Annotated in this window: 25 protein-coding genes; 11 read left to right on the top strand and 14 right to left on the bottom strand. The window is 50.7% G+C overall.

What is annotated here, in order from left to right:
- Positions 1-85: 85 nt before the first annotated feature.
- Positions 86-1,222 (bottom strand): MBL fold metallo-hydrolase, encoded by a 1,137-nt coding sequence (locus tag MJ611_RS04100; RefSeq protein WP_250428216.1) that lies wholly within the window; start codon positions 1,220-1,222, stop codon positions 86-88.
- A 202-nt stretch (positions 1,223-1,424) separates the two neighbouring features.
- A complete protein-coding gene (locus MJ611_RS04095; protein ID WP_250428214.1) occupies positions 1,425-2,384 on the bottom strand; it encodes an acyloxyacyl hydrolase in 960 nt (319 codons plus the stop codon).
- Between the two features lie 651 nt (positions 2,385-3,035).
- Here MJ611_RS04095 and MJ611_RS04090 point away from each other — a divergent pair.
- The 8 genes from MJ611_RS04090 (at position 3,036) to MJ611_RS04055 (ending at position 13,038) form a co-directional block, all read left to right on the top strand.
- Complete coding sequence (locus tag MJ611_RS04090) at positions 3,036-3,893, top strand: LiaF transmembrane domain-containing protein (RefSeq protein ID WP_250428212.1); 858 nt, start codon at positions 3,036-3,038, stop codon at positions 3,891-3,893.
- Between the two features lie 107 nt (positions 3,894-4,000).
- Positions 4,001-5,026 (top strand): sensor histidine kinase, encoded by a 1,026-nt coding sequence (locus MJ611_RS20610; protein ID WP_317233131.1) that lies wholly within the window; start codon positions 4,001-4,003, stop codon positions 5,024-5,026.
- 2 nt (positions 5,027-5,028) lie between these two features.
- Positions 5,029-5,772 carry a LytR/AlgR family response regulator transcription factor gene (locus tag MJ611_RS04080; RefSeq protein ID WP_250428211.1) on the top strand — a complete coding sequence of 248 codons (744 nt, stop codon included), beginning with the start codon at positions 5,029-5,031 and terminating at the stop codon, positions 5,770-5,772.
- Between the two features lie 252 nt (positions 5,773-6,024).
- On the top strand, positions 6,025-6,657 hold the full coding sequence (locus tag MJ611_RS04075; protein ID WP_250428209.1) for a TetR/AcrR family transcriptional regulator: 633 nt from the start codon (positions 6,025-6,027) through the stop codon (positions 6,655-6,657).
- A 28-nt stretch (positions 6,658-6,685) separates the two neighbouring features.
- The gene (locus MJ611_RS04070; protein WP_250428207.1) at positions 6,686-8,152 is read left to right on the top strand and encodes a TolC family protein; all 1,467 of its coding nucleotides are present in this window, start codon (positions 6,686-6,688) and stop codon (positions 8,150-8,152) included.
- 36 nt (positions 8,153-8,188) lie between these two features.
- The gene (locus tag MJ611_RS04065) at positions 8,189-9,343 is read left to right on the top strand and encodes an efflux RND transporter periplasmic adaptor subunit (protein ID WP_250428205.1); all 1,155 of its coding nucleotides are present in this window, start codon (positions 8,189-8,191) and stop codon (positions 9,341-9,343) included.
- An 18-nt stretch (positions 9,344-9,361) separates the two neighbouring features.
- Positions 9,362-12,781: an efflux RND transporter permease subunit gene (locus tag MJ611_RS04060; protein ID WP_250428203.1), complete on the top strand. Its 3,420-nt coding sequence runs from the start codon at positions 9,362-9,364 to the stop codon at positions 12,779-12,781.
- A 2-nt stretch (positions 12,782-12,783) separates the two neighbouring features.
- Positions 12,784-13,038, top strand: coding sequence for an acyl carrier protein (locus MJ611_RS04055; protein ID WP_250428201.1), 255 nt, complete (start codon positions 12,784-12,786; stop codon positions 13,036-13,038).
- 145 nt (positions 13,039-13,183) lie between these two features.
- Here the strand turns inward: MJ611_RS04055 and MJ611_RS04050 are convergent, their stop codons facing one another.
- The 4 genes from MJ611_RS04050 to MJ611_RS04035 all read right to left on the bottom strand — a co-directional run bounded on the left by MJ611_RS04050 (position 13,184) and on the right by MJ611_RS04035 (position 15,821).
- Entirely contained in the window at positions 13,184-13,924 is a 741-nt protein-coding gene (locus tag MJ611_RS04050; RefSeq protein ID WP_250428199.1) for a M48 family metallopeptidase, read from the bottom strand.
- A 261-nt stretch (positions 13,925-14,185) separates the two neighbouring features.
- Positions 14,186-14,431, bottom strand: a complete 246-nt coding sequence (locus MJ611_RS04045; protein ID WP_250428198.1) for a hypothetical protein — start codon at positions 14,429-14,431, stop codon at positions 14,186-14,188.
- Positions 14,432-14,449: 18 nt separating this feature from the next.
- A complete protein-coding gene (locus MJ611_RS04040; protein WP_250428196.1) occupies positions 14,450-14,992 on the bottom strand; it encodes a YkvA family protein in 543 nt (180 codons plus the stop codon).
- Positions 14,993-15,215: 223 nt separating this feature from the next.
- Positions 15,216-15,821, bottom strand: a complete 606-nt coding sequence (locus MJ611_RS04035) for a C40 family peptidase (RefSeq protein WP_250428195.1) — start codon at positions 15,819-15,821, stop codon at positions 15,216-15,218.
- A gap of 293 nt (positions 15,822-16,114) precedes the next feature.
- On the opposite strand from MJ611_RS04035, the gene MJ611_RS04030 reads away from it, so the two are divergent.
- A complete protein-coding gene (locus MJ611_RS04030) occupies positions 16,115-16,492 on the top strand; it encodes a hypothetical protein (RefSeq protein ID WP_250428193.1) in 378 nt (125 codons plus the stop codon).
- A 39-nt stretch (positions 16,493-16,531) separates the two neighbouring features.
- On the opposite strand, the gene MJ611_RS04025 is transcribed toward MJ611_RS04030, so the two are convergent.
- Positions 16,532-17,164 (bottom strand): thioredoxin family protein, encoded by a 633-nt coding sequence (locus MJ611_RS04025; RefSeq protein ID WP_250428191.1) that lies wholly within the window; start codon positions 17,162-17,164, stop codon positions 16,532-16,534.
- A 9-nt stretch (positions 17,165-17,173) separates the two neighbouring features.
- Positions 17,174-17,671, bottom strand: a complete 498-nt coding sequence (locus tag MJ611_RS04020; protein WP_250428189.1) for a TlpA family protein disulfide reductase — start codon at positions 17,669-17,671, stop codon at positions 17,174-17,176.
- 184 nt (positions 17,672-17,855) lie between these two features.
- Between MJ611_RS04020 and MJ611_RS04015 the strand changes: the two genes are divergently transcribed.
- Positions 17,856-18,413, top strand: coding sequence for a type 1 glutamine amidotransferase domain-containing protein (locus tag MJ611_RS04015; protein WP_250428187.1), 558 nt, complete (start codon positions 17,856-17,858; stop codon positions 18,411-18,413).
- A 61-nt stretch (positions 18,414-18,474) separates the two neighbouring features.
- Here the strand turns inward: MJ611_RS04015 and MJ611_RS04010 are convergent, their stop codons facing one another.
- Together MJ611_RS04010 and MJ611_RS04005 are read right to left on the bottom strand one after the other, a co-directional pair.
- A complete protein-coding gene (locus tag MJ611_RS04010; RefSeq protein WP_250428185.1) occupies positions 18,475-19,017 on the bottom strand; it encodes a DUF6992 family protein in 543 nt (180 codons plus the stop codon).
- Between the two features lie 480 nt (positions 19,018-19,497).
- Complete coding sequence (locus MJ611_RS04005; protein WP_250428184.1) at positions 19,498-20,127, bottom strand: porin family protein; 630 nt, start codon at positions 20,125-20,127, stop codon at positions 19,498-19,500.
- 518 nt (positions 20,128-20,645) lie between these two features.
- On the opposite strand from MJ611_RS04005, the gene MJ611_RS04000 reads away from it, so the two are divergent.
- Entirely contained in the window at positions 20,646-21,548 is a 903-nt protein-coding gene (locus MJ611_RS04000) for a histone deacetylase family protein (RefSeq protein ID WP_250428183.1), read from the top strand.
- A gap of 9 nt (positions 21,549-21,557) precedes the next feature.
- Here the strand turns inward: MJ611_RS04000 and MJ611_RS03995 are convergent, their stop codons facing one another.
- From MJ611_RS03995 to MJ611_RS03980, 4 genes are all read right to left on the bottom strand, one after another.
- On the bottom strand, positions 21,558-21,770 hold the full coding sequence (locus MJ611_RS03995; RefSeq protein WP_250428181.1) for a hypothetical protein: 213 nt from the start codon (positions 21,768-21,770) through the stop codon (positions 21,558-21,560).
- Between the two features lie 65 nt (positions 21,771-21,835).
- Positions 21,836-22,543 carry a methyltransferase domain-containing protein gene (locus MJ611_RS03990; protein ID WP_250428179.1) on the bottom strand — a complete coding sequence of 236 codons (708 nt, stop codon included), beginning with the start codon at positions 22,541-22,543 and terminating at the stop codon, positions 21,836-21,838.
- Complete coding sequence (locus MJ611_RS03985) at positions 22,524-23,645, bottom strand: type III polyketide synthase (RefSeq protein WP_250428178.1); 1,122 nt, start codon at positions 23,643-23,645, stop codon at positions 22,524-22,526. Before MJ611_RS03985 ends, MJ611_RS03990 begins: the two co-directional genes overlap by 20 nt.
- Positions 23,646-23,838: 193 nt before the next feature.
- Positions 23,839-25,005, bottom strand: a complete 1,167-nt coding sequence (locus tag MJ611_RS03980; protein WP_377496555.1) for an NAD(P)/FAD-dependent oxidoreductase — start codon at positions 25,003-25,005, stop codon at positions 23,839-23,841.
- Positions 25,006-25,092: the final 87 nt, after the last annotated feature.

Genomic DNA, 25,092 nt, shown 5'->3' with positions numbered 1-25,092 from the left:
AATAATGCTGTAATAGTAGCTATCATTGTGAGCTATATCCTTATAGGAGGAAAAACAACTTAGTACTTAGGAATCATCTTAGCCGTTACTTCTGCCACCAAACTTTTGCAGGTATGTAGTGGTGCAGTATTACTGACTCTCCTATTCTTGGTGTGGTAATGGGCACCTTTAAACGATCAGCTTCTTTGGTTGCCCGTTCTATAGGGTCAGTCCAGGCATACGTGGTTAGGTCGAAGGCGCCCCAGTGGATGGGCATGAGCAGCTTGCCCTTCAGGTCGAGGTGGGCCTGCACGGTTTGCTCAGGCATCATGTGGATGTCGGGCCAAAGCTCGTTGTACTGGCCGCACTCCATCAGGGTAATAGCAAAGGGGCCATACTTGTTGCCAATCTCTTTAAAGCCGGAGAAGTACCCCGAGTCGCCGCTGAAAAAGATCCTGTCTTTGCGGCCCATAATCACCCAGGAGCTCCAGAGGGTTTGCATACTGATGCCAACGCCGCGGCCGGAGAAATGCCGCGATGGCGTGGCAGCAAATGTTAATCCTTTAAAAGAAGCTTCCTGCCACCAGTCCAGTTCAGTTATCTTTTCGGCCGGCACGCCCCAACGCTCCAGGTGAGCTCCAACCCCGAGGGGTACAAAAAAGTGCCTGGTCTTCTCATTCAGTTTCTTGATGGAGCCATAGTCGAGATGGTCATAATGGTCGTGGGATATCAGAATGGCATCAATCGGGGGCAATTCTTCTGCCGTAATGGCCAATGCGGAGAAACGCTTGGGACCAACAAAGCTGACAGGGGAGGCAAAGCCGTTCAGCATGGGGTCCAGTAGCAGGCGCTTGCCATCTATCTGAACCAGTAACGCGGAGTGCCCGAGCCAGGAAATAACAGTAGCCGTATCCTGGTCTGCGTCATACTGCCGGAGGTCAAGTTTCAGCACCGGAATTTCCCAGTTGGGCTCCTGGTTGTCGTTGTCACCGAAAAACTTACCGGCAAGCTTAACCGAAATTACCTTAGCATAGCCTAAAAAGTCGAGGCCTGTTTTGGTTGGCACCAGGTTCCGGAACTGACCATACTGGTAGTTGGGGGAGTTCTGTATGGCCTTTAGTCGAGCCCCCTTCGGTTCGGCACCTACCTGGGGAGCAAGGTTCAGCAGGGAACACCCTGCCAGCGTAACCTGAAGTATTAGTAAGCCAAGTACATGCAGGCAGATGCCGGTCCTTCTCTTCATCAGGTATAAAAGTATACTTCGTAATTACGCCAGAAAAGAGGCAGCGTTCTGAACCTGTGCTGTGACCTCATTTGGCTTATCCTGAAAAAGTTGTGTAAACTAAATGCATGGGCAAGTCTGTATTTTATGCTTTTTACTGCAGCCGGCTATAGTAGATGCTTCGCCTTTTGGTCCTGCTACCAGCGGCTATATATACTGACATTTATATATGAAGACCAAGACCCCATTCAATGACGTGAGCAGTACGGGTATGTGCCAGAAGCGTGACGCCTGCAGAAGCGTTCTGGCAAAGCTTGTACTGAAAGCCATAGCGCTGGTAATAGTCGGGATACAGATCATAGGGCTGATAGATGTAACGGCCTAACTGAAAAACAAACGAGAGCCTGTCCAGGTGAAGCTCGTGCCCAACAGTTACGCCTGCCAACCGCTGATCCGACAATTCAGAAGGCACAGGTAGCCCCCGATTTATATACTCTTCTGGAAGTGCCGAGTCACGAAAACCATCCGCACCGACTAATAATGTATTCGTTTGCGTCAGCCTTTTGCTGGCATATACCGAAAGCGTATACATCGGGTGTTTCTCATCAATCCGAAGTACTTCCTTCACGCCGGCAGCCAATCTCAGGTTAAAATGAAGACGCTTGTCTATAGAAGAGGCCAGGGTATCCTGAACATCCAGCAACCTGACCTCTCCTGGCTGGTACCGCACCCCCACCCCTACCAAAGGGAAGTTCATTCCGTTGTTCGGCTTGTTTAAGGCTCCGTTGGAAAAATGCCGGAAAGCCAGGTTCAGGTTCATATATACATGTTCCTTCACCGGGAACTCATAGCGTACAGTCCCAAGAAGCACAAAGGCGAATTTACTTCCGATTGCATAGTTTTGTTCGTTGCTGCCGGGGGTATAATGGCGGGTAGAGTATACCAGGCCGGTTCCGAGGTTAAAGCGCAGGCTACTTTTTCTGAACTGCCAAAGCGAGTTATCCAGGTAAGTTGTCAGCGAAACTGCCTCGCCCAGTTCGTCCGGAACACCGTAGTTATAATAGGATAAGGCAAAGCCTACATGGGGATAATTATAGAGCCGCTCCCACGTATGCTTCCCGATGGTGTGTTTGTTGGCATACACTTCAAACCCATAGGGATGCGTAAAGTTAAGCGCTGACATCCCGGTTTTGTAACGAAACAAAGCCCCATAGTATGCATTGGTCCCAACTGACCAAGGTGCTTTGGTGGTGGCAAGTGGTTCAGAGGGCTGGGCCAGTATAGCAGAGCAGCAGCAAAGGGTAAATAACAGGCAAATTGCCAAAAGTTGTAAAGGTCGCGTCATTGGCAAGAAAATTAATTATTAAAAATGATAATACACCGCTGCCCACTGGCGTGCGGCTTTAAATTAGCTGTTATTTTAATTTTGTCCTCCTCAAATCAATGTACGGCTTTGCATTATCCGGGCTGCCAGCATGCTGCTTTGTTACACATACCTAAACACCTTCTGTAATAGCTGAACTAACCGCTTTTTATAGTATGTATTAAAATTTTATACGAGCCGGGTTTTTGTAAAAAGGGTGAAGGAGAAGAACTACTGGCAGGCGAAGGATGAGAGAAAACACTGATGACTATTTTCATCCATACTTATCCAAACAGCTCATGCCTTTCCTGTCGTCCGTACTTGGACAGCGGCAAATAAAAGGTAAGTTTGCTTTACCGACACCAACCCGTCGTTTACCGACTTCTTGCCCAAGTCAGCCTAATAGCCGTTGTGAGGGCTGCCTGGTTATTATACTTTTGGTGCAGACAATAACTCTAAACCGAATAAAACATGAAAAATAGAGACTTTAACTCATCCGGCAGGCAGTCAGGCAAAGTAGCCGGAGGCCTGGTGCTGGTGGTGATCGGCGTATTGCTGCTGGCCGCTAAAATGAATGCATTCTTTTTACCTTCCTGGGTGTTTACCTGGCAGATGTTTTTGATCGTGCTGGGTCTGTTCCTGGGCTTTCGTCATTCGTTCCAGAAGCCGGGCTGGCTGGTGCTGGTAGTCATAGGCAGCGTTTTTCTGCTGGACGAATACTTCTTCTTCGACTTCAGCCTGAGACGCTTTTTCTGGCCTATTCTCATTATCGGTCTTGGTCTGTGGCTGATGCTGCGCCCTAAAAGACGCCATCCCTGGGAAAACCAGGTGGGAGCAGGGCCTGCACCAACACAAACAGCAAACGAGGCAACAGGATATTACACGGACCCCGCTACAGGTGCTTACCCCGGCCAAACTGACTATACGAACTATACCGGCGCTTATACTTCAGATGCTTATGCCGGTGCTCCGGAGCAGGCTGCTTCCGTGGAAGATTACGTGGACAGCACCGCTATTTTTGGAGGCGTTAAGAAAAACATCATCACTAAAAACTTCAAAGGCGGCGATGTGGTGAGCGTGTTTGGCGGCACAGAGCTGAACCTGATGCAGGCCGATATGCAACATCCTGTTGTGCTGGAGTCAACGCAGATATTCGGGGGCACTACCCTGATCGTGCCGCCGCACTGGCAGATAAAGTCGGAGATGGTAGCTATTCTGGGAGGTATAGACGATAAGCGCCCAGCCTTGCCACATGGCTACGACCCGAACAAAGTACTGATCCTGAAAGGTACGACGCTGTTTGGTGGCCTGAACATCAAGAGCTATTAAAGTAAGGCCACTCGTTGTTCGATACCTGATTCCCTAGCGGTAGAGACGCAACGTATTGCGTCTCTGCTTTCTAACTCTCTAACTCCTAAACTTTCTAACTTCCAGCCATGTCTCCTCACCGTCTGATCCTGATCTACCTGGGCTGGGCACTGCTGTGGGCGGTGGTGCAAGCACTTGTACTGTGGCCTGTTGGCTTCGGATCAACTATAACCATAACAGATGCGTTGCTCACCAATCTGCTGCTGGCTATGGGGGGCTATGCCATGGGCACAGGCTTGCGCTTTTACCAGCCAAGTATAAGGCAAGGTACTTTCCTGCTGGGATGGAGCCTGGGGATGGCTGGTATAAGTATAGCGCTCTTTTACTGGGGCATTGGAAAAGTGTTCAGAGGAGAGACCAGTTACCTGGCTTTTGTAGATCATACGTTGGCTGTGCGCATGGCGTTTGCCTGGCTGATGATCCTGCTGATGCTGCTGCTGACCTGGCTGTGGTTTTATACCCGTGAGTTGCAGGAAGCCGAGGACCGGAAGGCTGCTACCGAGAAGATAGCCCGGGAGGCCGAGCTCTTTAACCTGCGCCAGCAACTGCAGCCGCATTTTCTCTTCAACAGCCTCAACTCCATTAGTGCGCTGGTGGTAGCCAGGCCGGAGCAGGCCCGCAGCATGGTGCAGCAGCTTTCCGATTTCCTGCGCGGAACCCTGCGGCAGGACAACCAGCAACAGGTGCCGCTGGCCGATGAACTGAAGCAACTGCAGCTATACCTGGATATTGAGAAAGTGCGTTTCGGGCACCGCCTGAGCGTAAAAATAGATGCACGGGAAGAAAGCCTGCCGATGCACCTGCCCGCCCTGCTGCTGCAACCGGTCGTGGAAAATGCCATCAAATTCGGGCTGTATGATACAGTAGGCGAAACAGAAATAAGTATAAAAGCAGCTGCCGAAGGTCAGAACCTGGTTATCACCACGCAAAACCCTTACGACCCGGCCACACAGCAGCCTCGCAAAGGCACCGGCTTCGGCCTGGACTCGGTGCGCCGCCGGCTATACTTGCTTTATGCCCGCCAGGACCTGCTTAGCACCAGCCAGCAGGACAGTACCTTTACCACTACCATCAAAATACCGCAACAACTATAACTATGAGAAAATGTCTGATTATAGATGATGAGCCATTGGCGCGAAGTATAGTAGCCGAGTACCTGCACAACTACCCGGAGCTGGAGGTCGTGCAGGAGTGCGGCGACGGCTTTGAAGGGGTAAAAGCCATCATGCAGCACCAGCCCGACCTTATTTTCCTGGACATCCAGATGCCTAAGATCAACGGTTTTGAGATGCTGGAGCTCGTAGAACAGCCCCCGAGCGTCATTTTTACGACAGCCTACGACGAGTACGCCATCAAAGCCTTTGAAGCCAATGCCGTAGATTACCTGCTCAAGCCCTTCAGCAAAGAGCGGTTCGATGCAGCTCTGAAAAAGTGGCTCCACAATCAGGCCATACTTCCGGCAAGTCCTGCCGCGCCGCCGCTAACCGAAATAGCAGGCAAACACCCCGAAGAGCGCCACCGCATCGTGGTAAAAGCGGGCAATAACATCCGCATCATTCCGGTAAGTGAGGTGCTGTACCTGGAAGCCTACGATGATTATGTGAAGATCCATACCAAAGACGGCGTCTTCCTGAAAAAGAAAACCATGAGCTACTACGAAAAGGCATTGGCTCCGGAGCAGTTCGTTCGGGTGCATCGTTCCTTTATACTTTCCCTGCCGCAGCTCACCCGCATAGAACCCTTCGATAAAGACAGCCATGTGGCCCTGCTCCGAAGCGGCGAGCGCATTCCCCTCAGCAAGGGTGGCTACACCAAATTACGCGCCGTGCTGGGAATATAGGTCCTGTGCTATAGTGCTATGCTTAGGCTTGATTTCTGGTTGAGCGTCAAAATCTTAGGTTCTGGAGCAGAAAATCCCCTGTTCGTCAAAATGTGCTTTATTGGTTAAAGAATAGTACAGACCTTTGCCTGGTAGACATGTTATTTAACCTGAATTAATACATAAACTTTCTATGTAGAAGGAGGTTATTTAGCAGTATGGAAACTTTGGTTATTAAAAACGTTTCCATAGTTTTGAGGCGGAATGAGAGCAATGGAAACAAAAGAAAACTTAGATATCAAAGACAGGATTTCGGAGACGGCCTTCGGCCTCTTCTGCCTGAAAGGGGTAAAGAGCATCTCGATGGACGATATCGCGCAGCATTTGTCCATGTCGAAGAAAACCATCTACAAATGGTACAGCAACAAAGATGAGATCATTTATGCCTCTACAAAAAACTACCTGCACGTGGTGGAGCGCGAGAGCGAATGTTTTGCCGGGGATGCTAAAAATGCGGTGGAGGAGCTTTTCAGTATCATGGGCATGACCCGCAAGATTATGAGCAGCATTCACCCGGCTGTTTTCCACGACCTGCAGAAATACCATGCCAGCAGCTGGAAATTATGGCAGGACCACAAGAACAAGTTCATGCTAGGTAAGATAAAGCAGAACCTGCTCCGCGGTATAGAAGAAGGCCTCTTCCGGAAAGATCTTGATGTGGAGGTGATTTCCAAACTTCGTCTGGCTCAGATAGAGATCATCTTTGACAACCGCATCTTTCCGCCGCATGAGTTTAATCTGGAACAGGTACAACTGGCTGCCTTGGAGCACTTCATGTTGGGTATCGCCACGCTCAAGGGCCACAAGCTGATCAACGAGTACAAGCACATAACCGAAGAAGAATAGAACCACCACCTACTACCAAACTAAAATTATGAAAAAGAAAATCAGCCTTATCATTGCCTTTACTGCTCTGCTGGGCACGCTTGGGGTGAGGGCGCAGGATGCGCAGTCCTTTAGCCTTCAGCAAAGTATAGACTATGCCCTGCAAAACCGTGTAAACTTAAAAGCGGCCCGCAACCAGCAGGAAATTGATAAGGCAAAAGTAGGCGAGATACGTGCTATGGGCCTGCCCCAGATAGATGTCTCAGCCGAGGTAGGCAATAACTTTATCCGGCAGAAAACACTTTTTGACCCCAATACATTTGGAGGAGCGCCTGCACTGGAACCCTTTGTTATTACGCCGGAGCAGATAAAATCCGGGGAGCCGATCACATTAACGCCTGTTTATTCACAACCCGGGCCCCGCACCGAAGGCTTGATAGCCGTTTCTTTTGTACAGCCTTATGCCGGTGGTCTTACCCTGTCAGGTAGCCAACTCTTATTCGACGGCTCTTACCTGATCGGGTTAAAGGCAGCCAAAACATACACAGAGCTCTCCAGAAAAAGCACCACGCAGAGCGAAATTGAAGTGGCAGAGCTGGTAAGCAAAGCCTACTACAGTGTACTGGTAAGCCGCGAGCGCATTGAACTGCTCAACCAGAATCTTGCCCGCCTGGACACGCTGCTGAAACAAACGCAGGTGATGTTTGAGAACGGTGTGGCCGAAAAGCTGGACGTCGATCGCCTGCGTGTATCGATGAATAACCTGGCAGTGCAGAAGCAACGAACCGAACGCCTCTTGGAGCTAAGTATAAATCAGCTCAAGTTCCAGATGGGCATGGACCACAAAGAACAACTGGTGCTTACAGATAAGCTCAGCGAGGTAGAGGTAGACCTGAGCAAAGTCAGCACCGACAGTTTTAATTACAAAAGCCGCATCGAATATTCTATTCTGGAAACGCAGCGTGACTTGGCTATGCTGAACTTGCGCAACGTACGCTCCGGTTACCTGCCAAAACTATACCTGAACGCCCGCTATGGCTACAACGGTGTAGGCTCCAGCTTATCGGATGTGCTGAGCGTGCGGGCCGGGTACGACAACGTTGTCGACAGAAACTACTTCGACTATGGCTATGTGGGCGTGCAGCTGCAGGTGCCGGTTTTTGACGGCCTGCGCAAGCATTATCAGATACAGCAATCCAAACTTACCCTCGAAAACACCCGGCTGGGCTTTCAGCAACTGGAGCAAAGTATAGACCTGCAACTTGACCAGGCCTCTGCGGAGCTGAACAATTCGCTGGCGGTGCTGAAGTCGGAGCGCGAGAACATGGAGCTGGCAGAGGAGATTGCGCGTGTAGCCAAAATCAAATTTCAGGAGGGGGTAGGCTCTAACCTGGAAGTGGTGAACGCAGAAACAGACCTGCGCGAGGCGCAGACCAACTACTACGCCGCCATGTATGACGCCCTCATCTCCAAAGTAAACCTTGACAAAGCCACCGGCACCCTGTTAACAAAATAAAACGACCGAAAAAGAATGCTTAATCGACCAACAACTATGAGAAGATTACTCGGAATTACATCTTTTGCTCTGCTAGTAGGCCTGGCAGCATGCGGCCCCAACAACGACAAAGAGGCGCAGCTGGCAGACCTTAAAAAGCAGCAGCAGGAGATTCAGGATAAAATTACAGCACTGGAGCAGGAGCTGAAAGCCGAGGGCAAAGGGGCAGCCCCGGAGAAAAAGACAGTGCCTGTATCGGTTGCTACCGTGCAGCAGGATACGTTCCGGCATTACTTGGAGGTGCAGGGCAAGGTAGATTTTGACCAGAACGTGCTGGTAAGTGCCAAAGTACCGGGTGTGCTGACAAGCATGCGCGTACAGCCCGGCGACCGGGTGGCAAAAGGCCAGACCATGGCAACGATCGACGCGCAGGTGCTGGGTCAGAACATTGCAGAAGTAAAAACCCGCCTGGACCTGGCCCGCATTGCTTTCGAAAAACAGAAGAACCTCTGGGACCAGAAGATCGGCACGGAAATGCAGTACCTGACGGCCAAAAACAACAAGGAGGCCCTGGAGCGCAGCCTGGCCACTATGCAGCAGCAGCGCGACCAGTACAACATCAAAGCGCCGGTAAGCGGGGTAGTGGATGAAGTGATCCCGAATGCAGGAGAGGCCGTGGCTCCGGGTATCGGCATTATCCGGGTGGTAAACACGACGGGCGGTAAAATTGTGGCTGAGGTTTCAGAGGCATACCTGGCCAAGATCAACAAAGGAGACCAGGCGCTGGTGCGCTTCCCGGACCTGAACAAGGAAATAACTGCTACCGTGGATGTGGTAAGCCAGCACATCGACCCGACCAACCGCACTTTTACCATCGAGTTACGCCCTAAAAGTATAAACAAAGACCTTACGCTCCGCCCTAACTTGGTTGCTGTGGTGCGCATCCAGGACTACAAAAACGAAGGCTCCATTGTGGTACCGGTAAACCTGGTGCAGAAAGATGAGAAATCGCAGTACGTGTACGTGGCCCAGAAGAAAGGTGAGCGGTACGTGGCCACCCGGAAAGAAGTGACCACAGGTATGGCTTACCAGGGAGAAGTGGAAGTGCTGAAGGGGCTCTCTGCCAACGACCAGGTCATTACGGTAGGCTACCAGAGCTTAAACGAAGGTCAGCCAGTTGTCTTTAACCAGGTAAGCGGCCTTCAGGAGTAACACTTAAAGTATAAAACTATGAGAGACTTCAAGCCAACCAGTTGGTCCATCGATAATAGAACCAGTATCTATATCGTGACCATCATTATTACGCTGGCAGGTATATTTTCATACTTCAATCTGCAGAAAGAAAACTTTCCTGACATTGTCATACCCACGGTGTTTGTGAGCACCATTTACCCGGGCACTTCTCCCTCTGATATGGAGAACCTCGTTACGCGCCCGATCGAAAAGCAGCTGAAAGCCATCTCCGGGGTGAAAGAGATCTCCTCTAATTCCATCCAGGACTTCTCGATGATTGTAGTGGAGTTCAACACGGATGTGGATGTAACAGCGGCCAAACAACTGGTGAAAGACGGTGTGGACAAAGCCCGCACGGACCTGCCCACCGACCTGGACCGCGACCCGGATGTGCAGGAAGTTAACTTCTCGGAGTTCCCGATCATGTATGTGCACGTATCGGGTAATTACAGCCTGGACCGCCTGAAGAAGTATGCCGAAGACATACAGGACCGCATAGAAGCGCAGCCGGAAATTACCCGTGTGGATATGGTAGGTGCCCTGGACAAAGAAGTGCAGGTAAACGTGGACATGTACAAGATGCAGGCAGCCCAGGTTACTTTCAGCGATCTGGAGCGTGCCATCGCAACAGAAAACCTGACCATTTCGGGCGGCAACGTGACAGTGGGCGAGATGAAGCGCTCCGTACGCGTGGTGGGCCAGTATGTTGATCCGGAAAAGATCGGAGACATCGTGGTTAAATCGCTGCCGGGCGCTAATATCCAGCTGAAGGAGATCGCCGAAGTAAAAGAAGGCTTTGAGGAGCAGGAGAGTTACGCCCGCCTCGACAACGCACCGGTAATTTCCCTGAACGTGATCAAGCGCAGTGGCGAAAACCTGATCGAGGCTTCGGATAAGATACATGAAGCGCTGGAGGATATGCAGGGCGCTGTGTTGCCCGATGACCTGAAGATTACCGTAACCGGTGACCAGTCTGTGCAGACGCGCCATACGCTCAACGACCTGATCAACACCATCATTATCGGTTTTGTGCTGGTTACCCTGGTGCTGATGTTCTTTATGGGGGCTACCAATGCGGCCTTTGTTGGGTTGTCAGTGCCTATCTCCATGTTTGTGGCCTTTATCCTGTTCCAGATGACGGGCTACTCCCTGAACATGATCGTGCTCTTTGCCTTTCTGCTGGCCCTGGGTATTGTGGTGGACGATGCCATTGTGGTGATCGAGAACACCCACCGTATTTTCCACCAGTCTAACCTGGGCATCGTAAAGTCTGCCAAAGCTGCGGCAGGCGAGGTGTTTGTGCCAGTGCTGGCAGGTACGCTTACGACCATAGCCCCCTTCTTTCCTTTGCTTTTCTGGCCGGGTATAGTAGGTGAGTTTATGTTCTTCCTGCCCATTACGCTCATTGTAACACTCTTGTCCTCGTTGATGGTGGCCTTTATCATCAACCCGGTGTTTGCCGTGTCCTTTATGAAGAAGGGGCATACAAGAAATATATCGCCGAAGGCACGCAGAACTTTCTGGCTGCTGACCGGAGCAGGCTTTGCAGTGACTGTGGTAGCGTACCTGGCAGGTTGGAATGGTACGGCTAATCTGATCATGCTGGTACTGATACTGGTGCTGCTGAACAAGTATGTGTTTACGAACATCATTGATAAGTTCCAGAACAAAACGCTGCCACGCTTCATGGGATGGTATGAGCGGCTGCTGCGCTGGATGCTGGTAGGTAAACGCCCGGTGCTGGTATTTGCAAGTGTGTTCGGGCTCCTGATTTTTTCAATTTTTTTAACCGTCCTTCGCTCTCCTAAAGTTGTGTTCTTCCCGGAGTCTGATCCCAACTTCATTTATACTTACATCAACATGCCCATCGGTGCGGATCAGGCTGTAACTGACTCGGTTACAAAGGTGGTGGAGAAGCGCATCTACAAGGTGATCGGGGAGAAAAACCCGGACATAGAGTCGGTGATTTCGAACGTAGCCATCGGTGCCGGAGACGAAAACGACCGGAGCGCCACCGCACAATCTCATAAAGGGAAGGTTACCGTTGCCTTTGTTGAGTATCAATACAGAATTGGCGAAAAAACAAGCCGCGAGTACCTGAACGAAATACGGGAGGCGGTGAAGGGTATACCCGGTGTGGACATCACCGTGGACCAGGAGCAGAACGGCCCGCCGGTAGGCAAGCCGATCAGCATCGAGATAGCCGGGGAGGATTTTGAAGGCCTGATTGCCCTGTCGAAACAGGTGGAGCAGTACCTGGACCAGCAGCAGATCGGCGGTATCGAAGAACTCCGATCTGACTTGGAAGACAGCAAGCCGGAAATCCTCATCAACATCGACCGGGAGCGGGCAAACCGCGAGGGCATCAGCACCGGTCAGATCGGATCCGAGATCCGTACGGCCATCTTCGGGAAAGAGGCATCGAAGTTTAAGCTGGATGAGGAAGAGTATCCGATCCAGGTGCGCTATGCCGAGCCATACCGCGACAACATTGATGCCTTACTGGGCATGCGCATCACGTACCGCGATATGAACTCAGGGCAGGTGCGGCAGATCCCATTATCGTCGGTGGCAACGATAGAGTACGGCACCAGCTACGGCGGCGTGAAGCGCAAGGACCTGAAGCGCATGGTAACGTTGGAGTCGAACGTGCTGGGGGGCTATAATGCCAACGAGGTAGTGCAGAACATTGAGCAGGCAATGAAGAACTTTGAAACACCGGAAGGCTACGAAGTGAAAATGGGTGGTCAGCAGGAAGAGCAGCAGGAAACATCCGAATTCTTGATGATCGCGCTGGTGGCGGCCTTCTTTATCATCTTCCTGATCCTGGTAACACAGTTTAACTCGGTATCCAAACCGTTTATCATTCTCTCGGAGGTGCTCTTCAGCATCATCGGGGTGTTGCTGGGCTTTTCCATCTTTGGCATGGATGTTTCTATTGTGATGACAGGCGTGGGCATTGTAGCGCTGGCCGGTATCGTGGTGAAGAATGGCATTCTAATTGTGGAGTTCACGGACCTGCTGCTGGCAGAAGGAAAAGAGCTGAAAGAGGCGATCGTGGAGGCCGGCAAAACGCGCCTGAACCCGGTGCTGCTGACGGCGGCATCTACCATACTAGGTTTGATCCCATTAGCGTTAGGTATAAACCTTAACTTCTATACTTTGTTTACGGAGTTTAAGCCTAACTTTTTCATGGGAGGCAACAGTGCAGCCTTTTGGGGCCCGCTGGCCTGGACGATTATTTTCGGCCTGGGTTTTGCTACCGTTGTTACGCTGCTGATCGTGCCGGTAATGTACCTGCTGAACGAAAGGCTGCGCTACAAACTGCTGGGCAGCAGAAAACCAGCCGGTGCTGCGAAAGTCATAGAGCAGCACGAGCTTGAAGTAAATGAAAGAATCAGAGAATACACTTTATAAATATGCTTACAACTGACAAAGCTATTGAGCGCGAGGTTATCCGTATCATTAGCAAAACCAAGGAGATAAGACCTGCACGCCTGCAACCTACTGCACGCCTGTCACAGGATTTTGGCTTCGATACAGTAGATGTGGTGGACATCATCCTGGAGCTGGAGAAGAACTTTCAGATCACCATTCCGGATGAAGTGCCGATCAATACGGTAGGCGACTTTGTAGATTATGTATCATCGCATGCACTACGGGAGGCCAGCTAAGTTTTGAAGCTGAAAGTATAAAACAGAAAAGGCGGAGACTCATCTCCGCCTTTTCTGTTTTCGGCGCGGGGCGATAGCTGATGGGATCAGTTGGCCTCCGCCACAAAGTATAATTTTAGTAGTAGTGTTTCGATAGCAAAACAGGTTAATAGATGGAAATACGATAAGCTTTTAGTTTCTTGTCCAGTGTTCTGGAGTTGCCGCAAACTTTATCGAGCAGTGCCCAGAAACCCGGACCGTGGTTCTTCTCAACCGTATGGGCCAGCTCATGCAGGATCACGTAGTCGCAGAGAGCCTCCGGCAGGCGCATCAGGTGCAGGTTAAGGTTGATGTTGTTGGTGTGCGAACAGCTGCCCCACCGCGATTTGGCATTTTTGATGAATACATTCTGAAAATCAAAGCCAAATTTGTCGGCAAAGTACGCCACACGCTTCGGCAGGTACTCTTTCGCCTCTTTGCGGTACGCCTCCTCAATGGATTTGCGGATGAACTTCTGCACATCATTGTCCTTTGCATCCTTAAAGGCCGGGTAAAACACGTTGATGTAGCCGTCTTCTATCACGCAGCGCATGGTATACTGGGCGTGTGTCAGCAAGCGCAATGCATGCGAACGCGTCCGGAAGTCGGTATCGTGGTCATACACGGTTACCTTTTCCTCGTGCTGCTTCATGCGCGCCTGGTTCTCCTTTATCCAGTCGGCTTTTGTGTAGATCAGCTGCTCAGCTTTCTCAAAGCTGATACTGGGAGGCACAGCTACCCGAACGCCCTTCAGCGGTCTTACACTGATGGTAACGCGCTTGGCTTTCTCGCTCCGTTCGATCAAAACCTTTCCGATTCCGTCGATGTGGAGATTAACGGATGTTAGTCGTAGAAATGATGAATACACTTTGGCTAGAAGTTAAAAATACAAAATCATCGAGCCAAATATAGAGAATATTTTTCGTACAAAACTACTGTTGCTAAAGGTTTTATCATGAATTATTTAAATTTATGTATTTAAATTGTTCTATATTTCAGGCCTGAGAAGGGTAAATTTGAGCTTTAGAAGCTGGAAGAAGGCCGGCTGATGTTCTGTAAAAAGTGAAATAGTTGAAAGCAAAACAGGCTGCCACGGGCAGCCTGTTTCTAAAGTATAAAGTACGTTAACCTAGCGGATGTTACCGCCCGTTGGCATGTCGTCGTGCGGGTTTTTATGCACCCGGCTGCTGTCGGTGGTAGAGCCGCGCAAGGTTGGTTCCTTGCTGCTGGTGGCAGAGCCTTCGCCTTCTGTGGTATGCCCCTGCGATGTATGCCCATGTGGCTTGTGGCCTTCCGGGGTTTCGTTCTGCATGGTGTCCCCTTTTTTGCCTTTGGTAGTATCAGGCTTTTTCGGATCTTTTTCTTCTGCTTTCATACGTGCTCCTGCGTTTAGTTAAATGTTCTCACCCTGGCCCAGGTGCACCGAGCCTTCCGGCTGGTTGCTATACTTGGGCGTTCCAAAGGAGCTATCAGCATGATGAAGCGGATCTACGTGCGGGGTTGCCCGCTCCTGCGCCATTTTAGTTTGTTCCCACTCTTTGAACCTGTCCAGCTCCGACTTGATGCTGGTCATAAACCAGGCCAGCAGGCTGGCGTCGTCCAGCAGACCTATTACCGGAATAATATCCGGAATCAGGTCGATGGGAGTAAGGAAGTAAATGATAACGGCAATGCCTCCTACTATCGTTGTGTTGGGTATGCCTTTATACTCTCCTGACATTGCCGCCTTGATCATGCGCGACAGCAGTTGCAGGTTTTCCCATGCCTCGCCGGCCAGTGTGCCCAGGTTCTTTTTGGCAGTGGCTTTTTTGAAGGCGTCGTTCAGAAGCACAGTTACCTGCTTTGGGTGTTTCAGGTACTTCTCCGCTTTTTCAAGTATCTTCTTAAACAGCGGGCTCTGTGCTACATTTTTCCCTTCAGGTTGCTGATTCTCCATAATAGTGTACGTGCTTGTGCTTGTTCTGTTTGTAGGTTGTATAGCCGGATAAGGGGTTCAGGCATCCCTTTACGCAGCGAAATCGGGTGCAAGTTGGTTAACTCACAGCAACCTTCCTATACTTTGCAGGAGTAAAATTGTTGTACCCGGCAGCAAATAAAAAGGCCCTGCCACCATGGTGCAAGGCCTTCTTGTAAAGTATGAATTTTGTTCCGGAGTATACTTAGTCGATACGGCCGGCGGCGTAGTAGTAATTGCGGTAGTAGGGTTCTTTCAGGGAGCTGACCATTACACCGCCATTGGTGGCCGAGTGCACAAATTTATTGTCTTTCAGGTAGATGCCTACGTGGAAGATAGGTTGCTTGGGACTGCGGCGGAAGAACACCAGGTCACCGGTCTGAATGCTGTCTTTTTTGATGCGCTTCACGTCGCCGAACATGGAGCGGGAACTGCGGCTCAGGTCGATGCCGTATACTTCGCGGAAAACGCTGGTAACAAAGCCGGAGCAATCGGTGCCTCTTTTAGAGCTGCTGCCGTAGCGGTAAGGAGTGCCAATCCAGTCGGTTACCGTTTCGATAAGTTCTTTGTCTTCGTTGTAGTCGAAGCGCAGGCCAAGCGTCTGGGAGTAGTATTCGTAAAAGAGGGTGTCTTTGTAGGTTGCGGGTGCTTTCAGCTTCATGGCTTTGGCCATGTCTTCGCCGGAGTTGATGGCGTAAGGGCTGATGGCTGTTGTAGTTGCCGGCTCAGCATCTGCCGGGGTTACTTCGTAGAAGTAGGAGAGAAGGAGCGACGAGACGGCAAGTACGCTCAGTATTATTGCTTTTATCATAGGGTTTAGCTTGTTACAGTCCCGGCACAGCGGGAAAACAGTTTCACCTTTTTGCTGGCCAACAGGAGCTCAGATTTGTACTAAATAAGCCTGTTTGCACCGTGTTTTAATGTTGCCGAACAGCAACAGGGGGTAAAAATAAGTACAAATATTTAATGTGCAAATTTTTAGCTGCTCTCTCTTGGCACACAATCCGAACGCTTCTGCCCTTAATTTAGTATGGTTGGGCATGCATTGTGCTGGTAAGCGGAGGATATAAATTAGTAAGAGTCCAATTACAGAAGTATAAAAAGATGGATTTTAAAATTGTAGAGCGTTCTTTTTTTGCCCGTATTGCCCGCATGGTACTGAAGAGTGGCAACGTGGCCATGGTGCTTGGAAAGCAGATCCATTTAAGTGGTGTGGACCGGGAAACATTTCTGCGGGACGAAGGCTGGGTAGCGCATGAGCTGTGCCACATCAGGCAATTTCAGGAGCATGGCTATGTACGCTTTTTATGGCTATACCTGCGGGAGTCGATGCGTGTGGGATACTACAACAACAAGTATGAAGTGGAGGCACGCGAGGCAGGAAAGAAGCATGTGCGGCACCTGGCGGAGGCAAAAAAAGCAGCCGGCAGTGTAAACCCCTCAGGTTTGCCACTGCCGGCCGATTCTAAGAAGAAAGTATAAGTATAATCTGTTCGCTAGTGTGCCTAACTACTGTGGACATTAAGCTTCTTTCCATTTGATGGTACAGCCAATGGCCTTGGTGTTGGGCTGCTTTACCTGATCACCGGCGATCATATCGTTTAACGCGGCCTCTGCATAGCGTTTCTGCACCTGCTTCGGATCGCGGGAGTTGTCGTCGATGGTGCCGATGTAGGCAACTTTGTACATGCCGTTCTCACCCTTCTTCAAAATATACAGATGCGGGGTGCGTGTGGCGCCGTAAGCTTTTGTTATTTCCTGTGTTTCGTCGTGCAGGTACGGGAACGGAAAGCCTTTTTCTTTTGCCCGCTGCTGCATGTTTGCATACGAATCTTCCGGAGAGACAGCGGCATCGTTCGGGTTGATGGCAATGACCGGGTAGCCTTTTGGCGCATACTTGTTGTGCAGCGCAATGAGGCGGTCTTCGTACGCTACAGAGTATGGGCAGGAGTTGCAGGTAAAGGTAACGATAAAGCCCTGGGCGTTTTCATAATCGCTCAGCGATACCATCTTGCCATCTACGTTCTTCAACTCAAAATCGCGGGCCGTGTCGCCTACCTGGTAGCCGGTGTTTCCGGCAGGTGTGGCTGCCATCAGGAAGCCTGCCAGCAGCAGGCAAACCATGTAGATCAGAGGTAATTTAATCTTTTTCATAGTACAAGGTTATGGTTTATACTTTACAATCAGTTTCTGCAGTTCTTCCTCCGAGAGCTCACGCTCTACAAACTCATACTGTTTGCGCTTGTTGTTGAAAAGCATGGTAGCCGGTATTGCCCCCGACCATTTCGGCTCCAGCCGGTCTATCCAGCTGTTGGGGTCCGTTTCGTCGAGCAGCAGCAACCGCGACTGCAGCGCCCGCTTCTGCACAAACGGGTGCACGCGCTTTTCCAGGTCCTGCGGGGCATCCATACTTACCAGCACCACCTGCACCGGCTGGCCCTGGTACTGCTTGTTTACCGCCTCAAAGTAGGGCAGCTCCTTGATACAGGGCTTGCACCAGGTCGCCCAGAAATTGACTACATACAGCGTATCGTGCGGCTGCTGTCGCAGTTTCTCCAGTTCTGCGAATTTCACCACTTTCACTTCCTGTGCGGATGCTGTAGAAAAGGCAGCTATTACAAGTGCAAGTATAGCAAACAGTAAAGTAAGGCGTTGAGTCATAATAAGGTAACGGATTGTGGTGGTGTGGTATTGTGAGTAGGTAAAGATAGGAATTTGCCGAGAATCTGCCCAGCTGCTGACTCATGCATTTGGTGCATCAGCTAAGAGGTAAGTACCGCTAACCATTCTCCCCGCTGCGCGTTAGTTTAAGGCAACCGTATGTAGAACTCAAAACAAATAAACTATGGCTGACAAACTGCAAGGAAAGAAGATCGCGATACTAGTAGAAGAAGGATTTGAGCAGGTAGAACTGACTGATCCGAGAAAGGCGCTGGAAGAGCAGGGAGCCGAAACGCACCTTATCTCGCCAAACAAGAAGAACGAGATCAAAGGCTGGAACCATACCGAGTGGGGCGAGACCTTTAAAGTAGACAAGCACCTGGCCGACGTGAATGCCGATAACTACGACGGGCTTTTGTTGCCGGGTGGCGTAATGAACCCCGATAACCTGCGCGCCAACAAAGATGCCGTGGCCTTTGTAAACAAGTTCCTGGAAGCAGGCAAGCCGGTCGCTTCCATCTGCCACGGCCCCTGGACGCTGATAGAGACCGGTAAAGTGAAAGGCCGCCGAATGACCAGCTACCACACGCTGAAAACAGACCTGAAAAATGCTGGCGCCGACTGGGTAGACGAAGAAGTAGTAGTAGACAACGGGCTGGTAACAAGCCGGAACCCAGGCGATCTGCCTGCTTTCAATCGTAAAATGATTGAGGAATTTGCCGAAGGCCGTCACGACCGCTAAGCAACCCAGGCATAAAAACAGCCGCCTCAACTGTAAAAGCTGGGGCGGCTGTTTTCTTTTATCAGCGGATCAGTTGGAAGAGTTGTTCGGATGGCAGCTCCAGCAGCGTAGCAAGCGTCACGTCCAGTATCAGCAGAAACACGCCCTGCATTACAATGGATCGGCCCCAACCCTGGAGCTGCTCAATTTTAGGTGAGTTACGGGAGCGCTCCACCAGGTAGGAACCCAACATAATGAAGGCAGCATCAAGACCGATGGCCAGGTAGAGTATCTTTTTATAAGAAGCATGCATGCGTACGCTCTCCGCCAATGTTCGTATCGTTACATCCTCCGACATCAGAAAGTACAGCGAAGCACCCGCAATGCACAGGTTCACGATGTTCCAGTAAATGTTCATCTGGTGAAAGAAGCGCTTGCTACGAGAGGTCTTGGTTAGCTTAAAGCTGCCTACTACAATGTTAAGAATAGCCCATAAGCCCAGCACCAGCATGCCTATTCGAAGCGTCTCTGCCTGCCGCAGGTTAAAAGTCAGAAGGGCATTACCCTGTGCGCTGGCGGCAAAGCCGGAAAGCAGCAAGGGTAGCAGGCAAAGGTATTTTCTCATGATTTTGTACTTAAATGGTTTGTGTAGGAACGTACAGCGGGTGAGTTTAGCATAAAACTGTACTAATTTGTTACCACGGGTGAGGAGGTATGGCAGCTGGTTTTGAAGTATGTGTCTGTAGTTTAGAGCGTTGCGGTTTAATGGTCATCCCTAAACCTATGTTTACAATTGGATGAATTATTTTGTTGCCCCGTCATGTGTCAGAGCCTTAGGTGAGATCCCTTTTGTACGCCTATTAAAGATGATCTTTACGATTAGCCCATAGTCTGTTCTGATCACACAGGCCGGAAAGGGAAGGTTTCGGACTTTTATCAGCAGCTCAACCTACAAAGCGGCACTGCTTTCCAGGTACAATGCTTCGGTTTTGTACGATTATCCTTCTTTATAAAAGCGCTGCAAAGTATAAACTGGAGCTTTAGACTTTGTACCAATGCAAAAGGAGCCTCATGGGCTCCTTTTGCATTGGTGGTGGAAGTTGGTTTAGAAGCCGACGCTCAGGTATACCTGGAACACGCCGTGCTTGATGTCCTGGTTTATTTTCTGCTCCAGTGTATCTTGGTTCCGCAGGTCGGCAAGGCCCAGGTTGTAGCGTGCACCCAGCCGGAAACGGCTGATTCGCGCCTCTCCGCCGGCTGCTATCCCGTAGTCAAATGTATTGAATGGCTCCAGGTCAATCTCCTTGTCTTCTTCTTTTGCTGATATCATTACACTTGCCTGCGGCCCGAAGTGCACGCTTACGTTTTGCGTGATGTTGAAGACAGCTAAAAGCGGCACCTCCAGGTAGTCGAAGCGGAAAGTGGAGTCGCTGCGCTCGTAACCTTTGCGTGAATACAGTACCTCCGGCTGTAGCGAGAAAAAGTTGTTAAAGGCGAATTGTGCGAAGGCACCGGCATGGAAGCTCGTAATGCCGCTGATGCTGCCCAGCAAGTTTTTATCGCTGCCGGACATGCTGGCGAAGTTTGCTCCACCTTTAAAGCCAAAACCATCGTTGGTGGCGTCGCTTCCGTTTAGAAGGTTATGGTTTACCGGCTGGGCATTGGGCCCCTCAAGTTGTGCAAAGCTCGCAGTGGATACTGCCAGCAGGAATACAAGTATAAATAATCTTTTCATGATGGTTTAGTTGGTTGGTCAGGGTATGATGCTCCCTGTTCAGGATCTGAATTATTGTATTGTAGTAAATATGAGAGTGTATAGCGGATTCTATATAGGAAGGTTACAATGTTCCGGCAGCAATTGTGCCTTATCCGAAAGAAATGCCTGGCAGAAAGGAGTTGAGTCTCCCAAATTGCTTAAAACTGGTGTAAAAACGGCTATATTACTGTATTTATACTTTATTAATCTGTTATAGGATAATGACAGGTGAATTAGACACTATTAACAGCAAATTCACAAGCGGACGTGGATAAACTGTCGTAATCAACAAAGTTATCCACAGTTTTCCACAAGTATAACCATCAAAACGGATCGATTTAAGGGCTTGGTCCTGTATTTATTCACTTTTGTGAATATTTCAATTAGCCTTTTGTGTCTTTCCTGAATTGCACTCTTTTAGTTGTGCTTTGGTGTACGTGTTTGCTGCGGCAGAAAAGCATAAACTATGGCGGCCGTTTAATTGTTAGCTTTGTGCTATGTTGAAAATTGCCTGGACCGAAGTTTTCGCCCACTCCCTGCCCGAAGGTCACCGCTTCCCGATGGCCAAGTATGACCTGTTGCCCGAACAACTGCTTTACGAAGGCACCATCACCACAGATAACCTGTTTGCGCCGGAGCCGCTCTCCGAGCAATTCATACTTGATACCCACGACGCCACCTACTGGAAACGGCTGAGCAACCTGCAGCTCACGTCCTCCGAGATCAGGAAAACCGGTTTCCCACATTCCGAGCAGCTCATCAACCGCGAGGTCGTGATCATGAACGGCACCTTGCAGGCCTCGTTGTTTGCGCTGGAGTATGGCATCGGGATGAACATTGCCGGAGGCACCCACCACGCCTTTACCGACAGGGGCGAGGGCTTTTGCCTGCTCAACGACATTGCCATTGCCGCCAATTTCCTGCTCAAGTATAAAGATGTAAAAAAGATACTGGTCGTAGACCTGGATGTGCACCAGGGAAACGGCACGGCGCAGATATTTCAGGAAGAGCCGCGGGTGTTTACCTTCAGTATGCACTGCGGGCACAACTATCCGTTCCATAAAGAGAAATCAGACTTAGACATACCGCTGGCCGAAGGCACCGACGACAAAACTTACCTGAAACTGCTATCTGATACCTTGCCGCGCCTGCTTCAGGAGCAAGAGCCGGAGTTCGTGTTTTTTCAGTCGGGGGTGGATGTGCTGGCTACCGACAAGCTCGGGAAACTGGGCATGAGCATTGAAGGCTGCAAGGAGCGCGACCGGCTTGTGCTGGAGCTGTGCTCCCGGAATAACCTGCCGGTTACGGTAAGTATGGGCGGCGGCTATTCCCAGCAGATCGCGCACATCGTAGAGGCGCACGCCAACACCTTCCGCCTGGCGCAGCACATCTTCTTTTAACGCATAAACCTAGTGCCGCATCTTCAGCTTGTCGCCCCGATCTCCCGGCTTTCTGCCCGGAAACACCAACTTGAGCAGGATGTAGATGACCGGCGCAAGGGCCAGCATCAGGATCAGGAAAATAACCACCTTGACCACTTTGAAAAAGACGGCAATGGCGACGGCAGAAAGTATAAGCGAGATGACGAAAAAGATCCAGAAATTAAGCGTGCTTTTACTCATGAGGTAAGGGGTTCTGGTAAGTATAATTTATACCCTTCCTAAGGTATAAATGTTCGGAAACAGAGCTATACTTTGCTTAGCAGCAATTGCCACCGGAAGGCCCACATCCACCGCAGTTTATACCTACTGATCTGCGCCTGATTTACCAGCTTTTGTAATTCATGACGTTTAAACGCACGCCATACCGACAGCGGCGCATCATTCCTGACCAGGCTTGATCCGGAGAAAAGGGCGGTGATGTACTTGATGGAATAGTAGGCAAACCAATGCCGGTGCAAATCATTTACGATTACCGCAAGGTTGGCTTGCGCGTAAAGCTGGCGGAACATTTGCACCAGTTGTGCATCCGTGAAATGATGGCAGAAAAGACTGCAGACCACGACATCATACTGCTCCTGCCGGAACTCCTCTGAAAAAACATCGTGCTGCTCTATAGCAATCTCAGGAAAAGCGTGGCAGCGCTGACGCGCATACTGCACCATAAAATCGTTGGCGTCGATGCCTGTCAGGGATAAAGGTACTCCTTTGCGGGTTGCCCATTGCGCAATCTTCCGCAGCATGTCGCCGCCGCCGCAGCCGATGTCGGCAATGCGCAACGGCTGGGAGAAAGTATGACCTGAAGTGGTAAGCTGGTCCAACGCATCGAGCACCACGTTGTGCCCGCCCAGCCAATGGTTGATTACTTCCAGCTCTTCCAGGTTTTTGCGCAGCTCCTCGCCCGACAAGGAGAGGTCGTCCATCAACTCAGGTTCGTTAGACCGCTGCTTCAGCATAGTGTACTTTCAGTAACATGGATTCGAGGGTAAGGCCGGGACCAAAGGCAAAGCTCAGCACCGGTTCGTTCTGCTCGGCTCTCGTCAGCGATTCCATCAGGGCTTTCAGCACAAACAGCACCGTAGCCGACGACATGTTGCCAAACTCCTGCAGCACCTGGTAGGCAAAACGGTTATCGTTGCGTGTCATGCCCAGTTCCTGCTCGATCACTTCCAGGATGCGGCGCCCTCCCGGGTGTATGGCGTACAGCTTTATTTCCGAAATGGTGGTTTTGAGCCCCTGCAGCAGCCGGTCGGTTAGTTGCCGGATACCCGATTTGATCAGGTCCGGTACGTAGGAAGACAGCGTCATTTCGAAGCCGGTGTCGCCGATGTGCCAGGCCATTTCGCGCTTGCCGGCCGGTGCCAAATCGCAGTGAAACGATTGCAGCTCCAGGCTCACTTCCTGGCAGGGCTGCCCCTGCATGAGTACGGCTGCTGCGCCATCCCCAAACAGTGCGTTTGACACCAGGTGGTCCGGCTCGGCATGCTTCTGAAAATGAATGGTGCAGATCTCAGTGCACACTAGCATTACCTTCGCCTTAGTATCTGCCTTGCAGATGGCATCGGCTAGTTTGATGGCATTGAAGGCAGCGTAGCAGCCCATAAAGTTTACAGCGGTGCGCTGCACATTCGACGCCAGGCCCAGGCGTTCCACCAGCTCAATGTCCAGACCGGGGGCATACATGCCGGTGCAGCTTACTGTTATCAGGTGGGTCAGATCCTGCAGGGCTACGCCGGAAGTATGGCTCAGGCAGTTGCGTACCGCATTTTCCGACAGCTCTACTGCGTGTTGTTTGTACAGCTCCATGCGCTGCTGCACGGTAGGGAAAGGCTCCAGGTCGGGGGTGTTGGGGTAAAAAGTGAAGGCACCGTTCGGGCGGGTGTAATCTTCCAGCACACTGTAGCGCTGCCCGATGCCCGACACGCGGTAAAGCGCTTTCAGCTTACGTGCCTGCTGCTCATCGAACTGCAAAGCTGCTGCCATAAAATCGGCCACCTGCATTTGTGGTATCTTGTGTGGCGGGTTGGCAGTGCCGATGGCGCATATGTAGCTCTTCATGTTCTTTTCTCGTTGGCGTGTTTCAGGGAAAGCGGAAAACCAGCTTGCCAGTAGCTTAGGCCAGGGCAGTAGCAGTGGGTGAAGTGCGCGAAACGTATAGCGGCATGTTGGTAAGCCAAAACACGAAACACGACAAATGAAACACGCCCTTAACTACGCAGGCAGCAGCAGATAAGATATAAACCACGCTATACTAAAAAGGTTGCCCGTGTGTCTGGCGCATGAGCAGTTGCACAGCAGCCGGAACGTGCCTGAGCACCCCAACTGCCATTTCGGAAAGCACAGGGCTGCCAAAAAGATGCTGCACCGTGCGGCCTAGCGTCAGCCGTTGCTCAAACTGCTTTTTCCAGGCATGGGTATAGTTTTGCTCCAGCAGCTGGCGGTTACGCCCGTTTTCAAAGTAATGCAGCACGTGCTCTGTTGCAATTTTACCGGCGTGTATGGCCATTGCCATGCCGTTGCCGCAGAGGGGCGTGATCATGCCGGCCGCATCGCCGCACATGAGCATATGGTTCTCCACGCAGTTTTTGGTAGCAAAGGAAATTTCATTGATCACCTCCGGTTGCTCATACAGAAACTCGGCTTCTTCAAAGATTTGCCTTAGAAATGGATTTTGATAAAGTATGGCCCGCTCCATAGCCGGGATAGAAGTATGCTGGCGAAGGTTCTGGCGGGTGGTGAGATAACAAAAACAATAGCGGTCGTTTTCCACGGCTGATATGCCGGCGTACCCATCCCGGAAATTGTGCAGGGCAATGGTATCTTTCCGGAAATCATACTTCAGGTGATACTTCACACCCAGGTAAGGGGAGCGGGACGTGAAGAAGGGGCGTTGTAACTGGCGGTCGAGGTTGGAGCGCTTGCCATAGGCGCCCAGTACTACAGCGGCCCTTATGTCGCTGCCATCAGACAAGGTGACAGTAAAAAGATCATCCTCAAAAGAAATTTTTTGCACCGCTGTGTTTAGCTTGAACGTAGTACCGCGTGCCTGGGCAAGCTGGAAAAGAAAGTGATCCAGCGTATAGCGGCTGATGCCAAAACCGCCTAAATCCAATTTGGCCTCCAGCGTTGCGCCTTTGGGGGATGAAAGCATAAAGCGATTGATGCGGGCCGGTTGGAGCACCGATACATCCGCACCCAGACCCTGAAGAAAGGGCAGCACCTCATTGGAAACATACTCTCCGCACACCCTGTGTAAGGGGTACGACTTTTTCTCGACCACCACTACCGACAGGCCCTTATTTGCCAGGCCAATCGCGCTGACCAGGCCGGCCAGTCCTCCTCCGATTATTACTACATCCTGCAACTTTGTATTTAAATTATATTTATTGGTATAGTGCAAGTCCCGGTTTAGAAATATTTTGTGAATATCACTGATTTATACTGTATAATGCTTGAACAAATTTAAGTGCTAGCCGTTCTACTAATGGAACGACTTTTGTAAGAT

Source organism: Pontibacter ruber (assembly GCF_023630205.1).
In the GTDB taxonomy this organism is placed as follows: domain Bacteria; phylum Bacteroidota; class Bacteroidia; order Cytophagales; family Hymenobacteraceae; genus Pontibacter; species Pontibacter ruber.
This window is presented reverse-complemented; position numbering and strand designations above follow the sequence as displayed.

Excerpts from the sequence above, each read along its gene's own strand:
- MJ611_RS04100 (WP_250428216.1), bottom strand. The coding sequence starts at position 1,222 with ATGAAGAGAAGGACCGGCATCTGCCTGCATGTACTTGGCTTACTAATA.
- MJ611_RS04095 (WP_250428214.1), bottom strand. The coding sequence starts at position 2,384 with ATGTCAGCGCTTAACTTTACGCATCCCTATGGGTTTGAAGTGTATGCC.
- MJ611_RS04090 (WP_250428212.1), top strand. The coding sequence starts at position 3,036 with ATGAAAAATAGAGACTTTAACTCATCCGGCAGGCAGTCAGGCAAAGTA.
- MJ611_RS20610 (WP_317233131.1), top strand. The coding sequence starts at position 4,001 with ATGTCTCCTCACCGTCTGATCCTGATCTACCTGGGCTGGGCACTGCTG.
- MJ611_RS04080 (WP_250428211.1), top strand. The coding sequence starts at position 5,029 with ATGAGAAAATGTCTGATTATAGATGATGAGCCATTGGCGCGAAGTATA.
- MJ611_RS04075 (WP_250428209.1), top strand. The coding sequence starts at position 6,025 with ATGGAAACAAAAGAAAACTTAGATATCAAAGACAGGATTTCGGAGACG.
- MJ611_RS04070 (WP_250428207.1), top strand. The coding sequence starts at position 6,686 with ATGAAAAAGAAAATCAGCCTTATCATTGCCTTTACTGCTCTGCTGGGC.
- MJ611_RS04065 (WP_250428205.1), top strand. The coding sequence starts at position 8,189 with ATGAGAAGATTACTCGGAATTACATCTTTTGCTCTGCTAGTAGGCCTG.
- MJ611_RS04060 (WP_250428203.1), top strand. The coding sequence starts at position 9,362 with ATGAGAGACTTCAAGCCAACCAGTTGGTCCATCGATAATAGAACCAGT.
- MJ611_RS04055 (WP_250428201.1), top strand. The coding sequence starts at position 12,784 with ATGCTTACAACTGACAAAGCTATTGAGCGCGAGGTTATCCGTATCATT.
- MJ611_RS04045 (WP_250428198.1), bottom strand. The coding sequence starts at position 14,431 with ATGAAAGCAGAAGAAAAAGATCCGAAAAAGCCTGATACTACCAAAGGC.
- MJ611_RS04040 (WP_250428196.1), bottom strand. The coding sequence starts at position 14,992 with ATGGAGAATCAGCAACCTGAAGGGAAAAATGTAGCACAGAGCCCGCTG.
- MJ611_RS04035 (WP_250428195.1), bottom strand. The coding sequence starts at position 15,821 with ATGATAAAAGCAATAATACTGAGCGTACTTGCCGTCTCGTCGCTCCTT.
- MJ611_RS04030 (WP_250428193.1), top strand. The coding sequence starts at position 16,115 with ATGGATTTTAAAATTGTAGAGCGTTCTTTTTTTGCCCGTATTGCCCGC.
- MJ611_RS04025 (WP_250428191.1), bottom strand. The coding sequence starts at position 17,164 with ATGAAAAAGATTAAATTACCTCTGATCTACATGGTTTGCCTGCTGCTG.
- MJ611_RS04020 (WP_250428189.1), bottom strand. The coding sequence starts at position 17,671 with ATGACTCAACGCCTTACTTTACTGTTTGCTATACTTGCACTTGTAATA.
- MJ611_RS04015 (WP_250428187.1), top strand. The coding sequence starts at position 17,856 with ATGGCTGACAAACTGCAAGGAAAGAAGATCGCGATACTAGTAGAAGAA.
- MJ611_RS04010 (WP_250428185.1), bottom strand. The coding sequence starts at position 19,017 with ATGAGAAAATACCTTTGCCTGCTACCCTTGCTGCTTTCCGGCTTTGCC.
- MJ611_RS04005 (WP_250428184.1), bottom strand. The coding sequence starts at position 20,127 with ATGAAAAGATTATTTATACTTGTATTCCTGCTGGCAGTATCCACTGCG.
- MJ611_RS04000 (WP_250428183.1), top strand. The coding sequence starts at position 20,646 with ATGTTGAAAATTGCCTGGACCGAAGTTTTCGCCCACTCCCTGCCCGAA.
- MJ611_RS03995 (WP_250428181.1), bottom strand. The coding sequence starts at position 21,770 with ATGAGTAAAAGCACGCTTAATTTCTGGATCTTTTTCGTCATCTCGCTT.
- MJ611_RS03990 (WP_250428179.1), bottom strand. The coding sequence starts at position 22,543 with ATGCTGAAGCAGCGGTCTAACGAACCTGAGTTGATGGACGACCTCTCC.
- MJ611_RS03985 (WP_250428178.1), bottom strand. The coding sequence starts at position 23,645 with ATGAAGAGCTACATATGCGCCATCGGCACTGCCAACCCGCCACACAAG.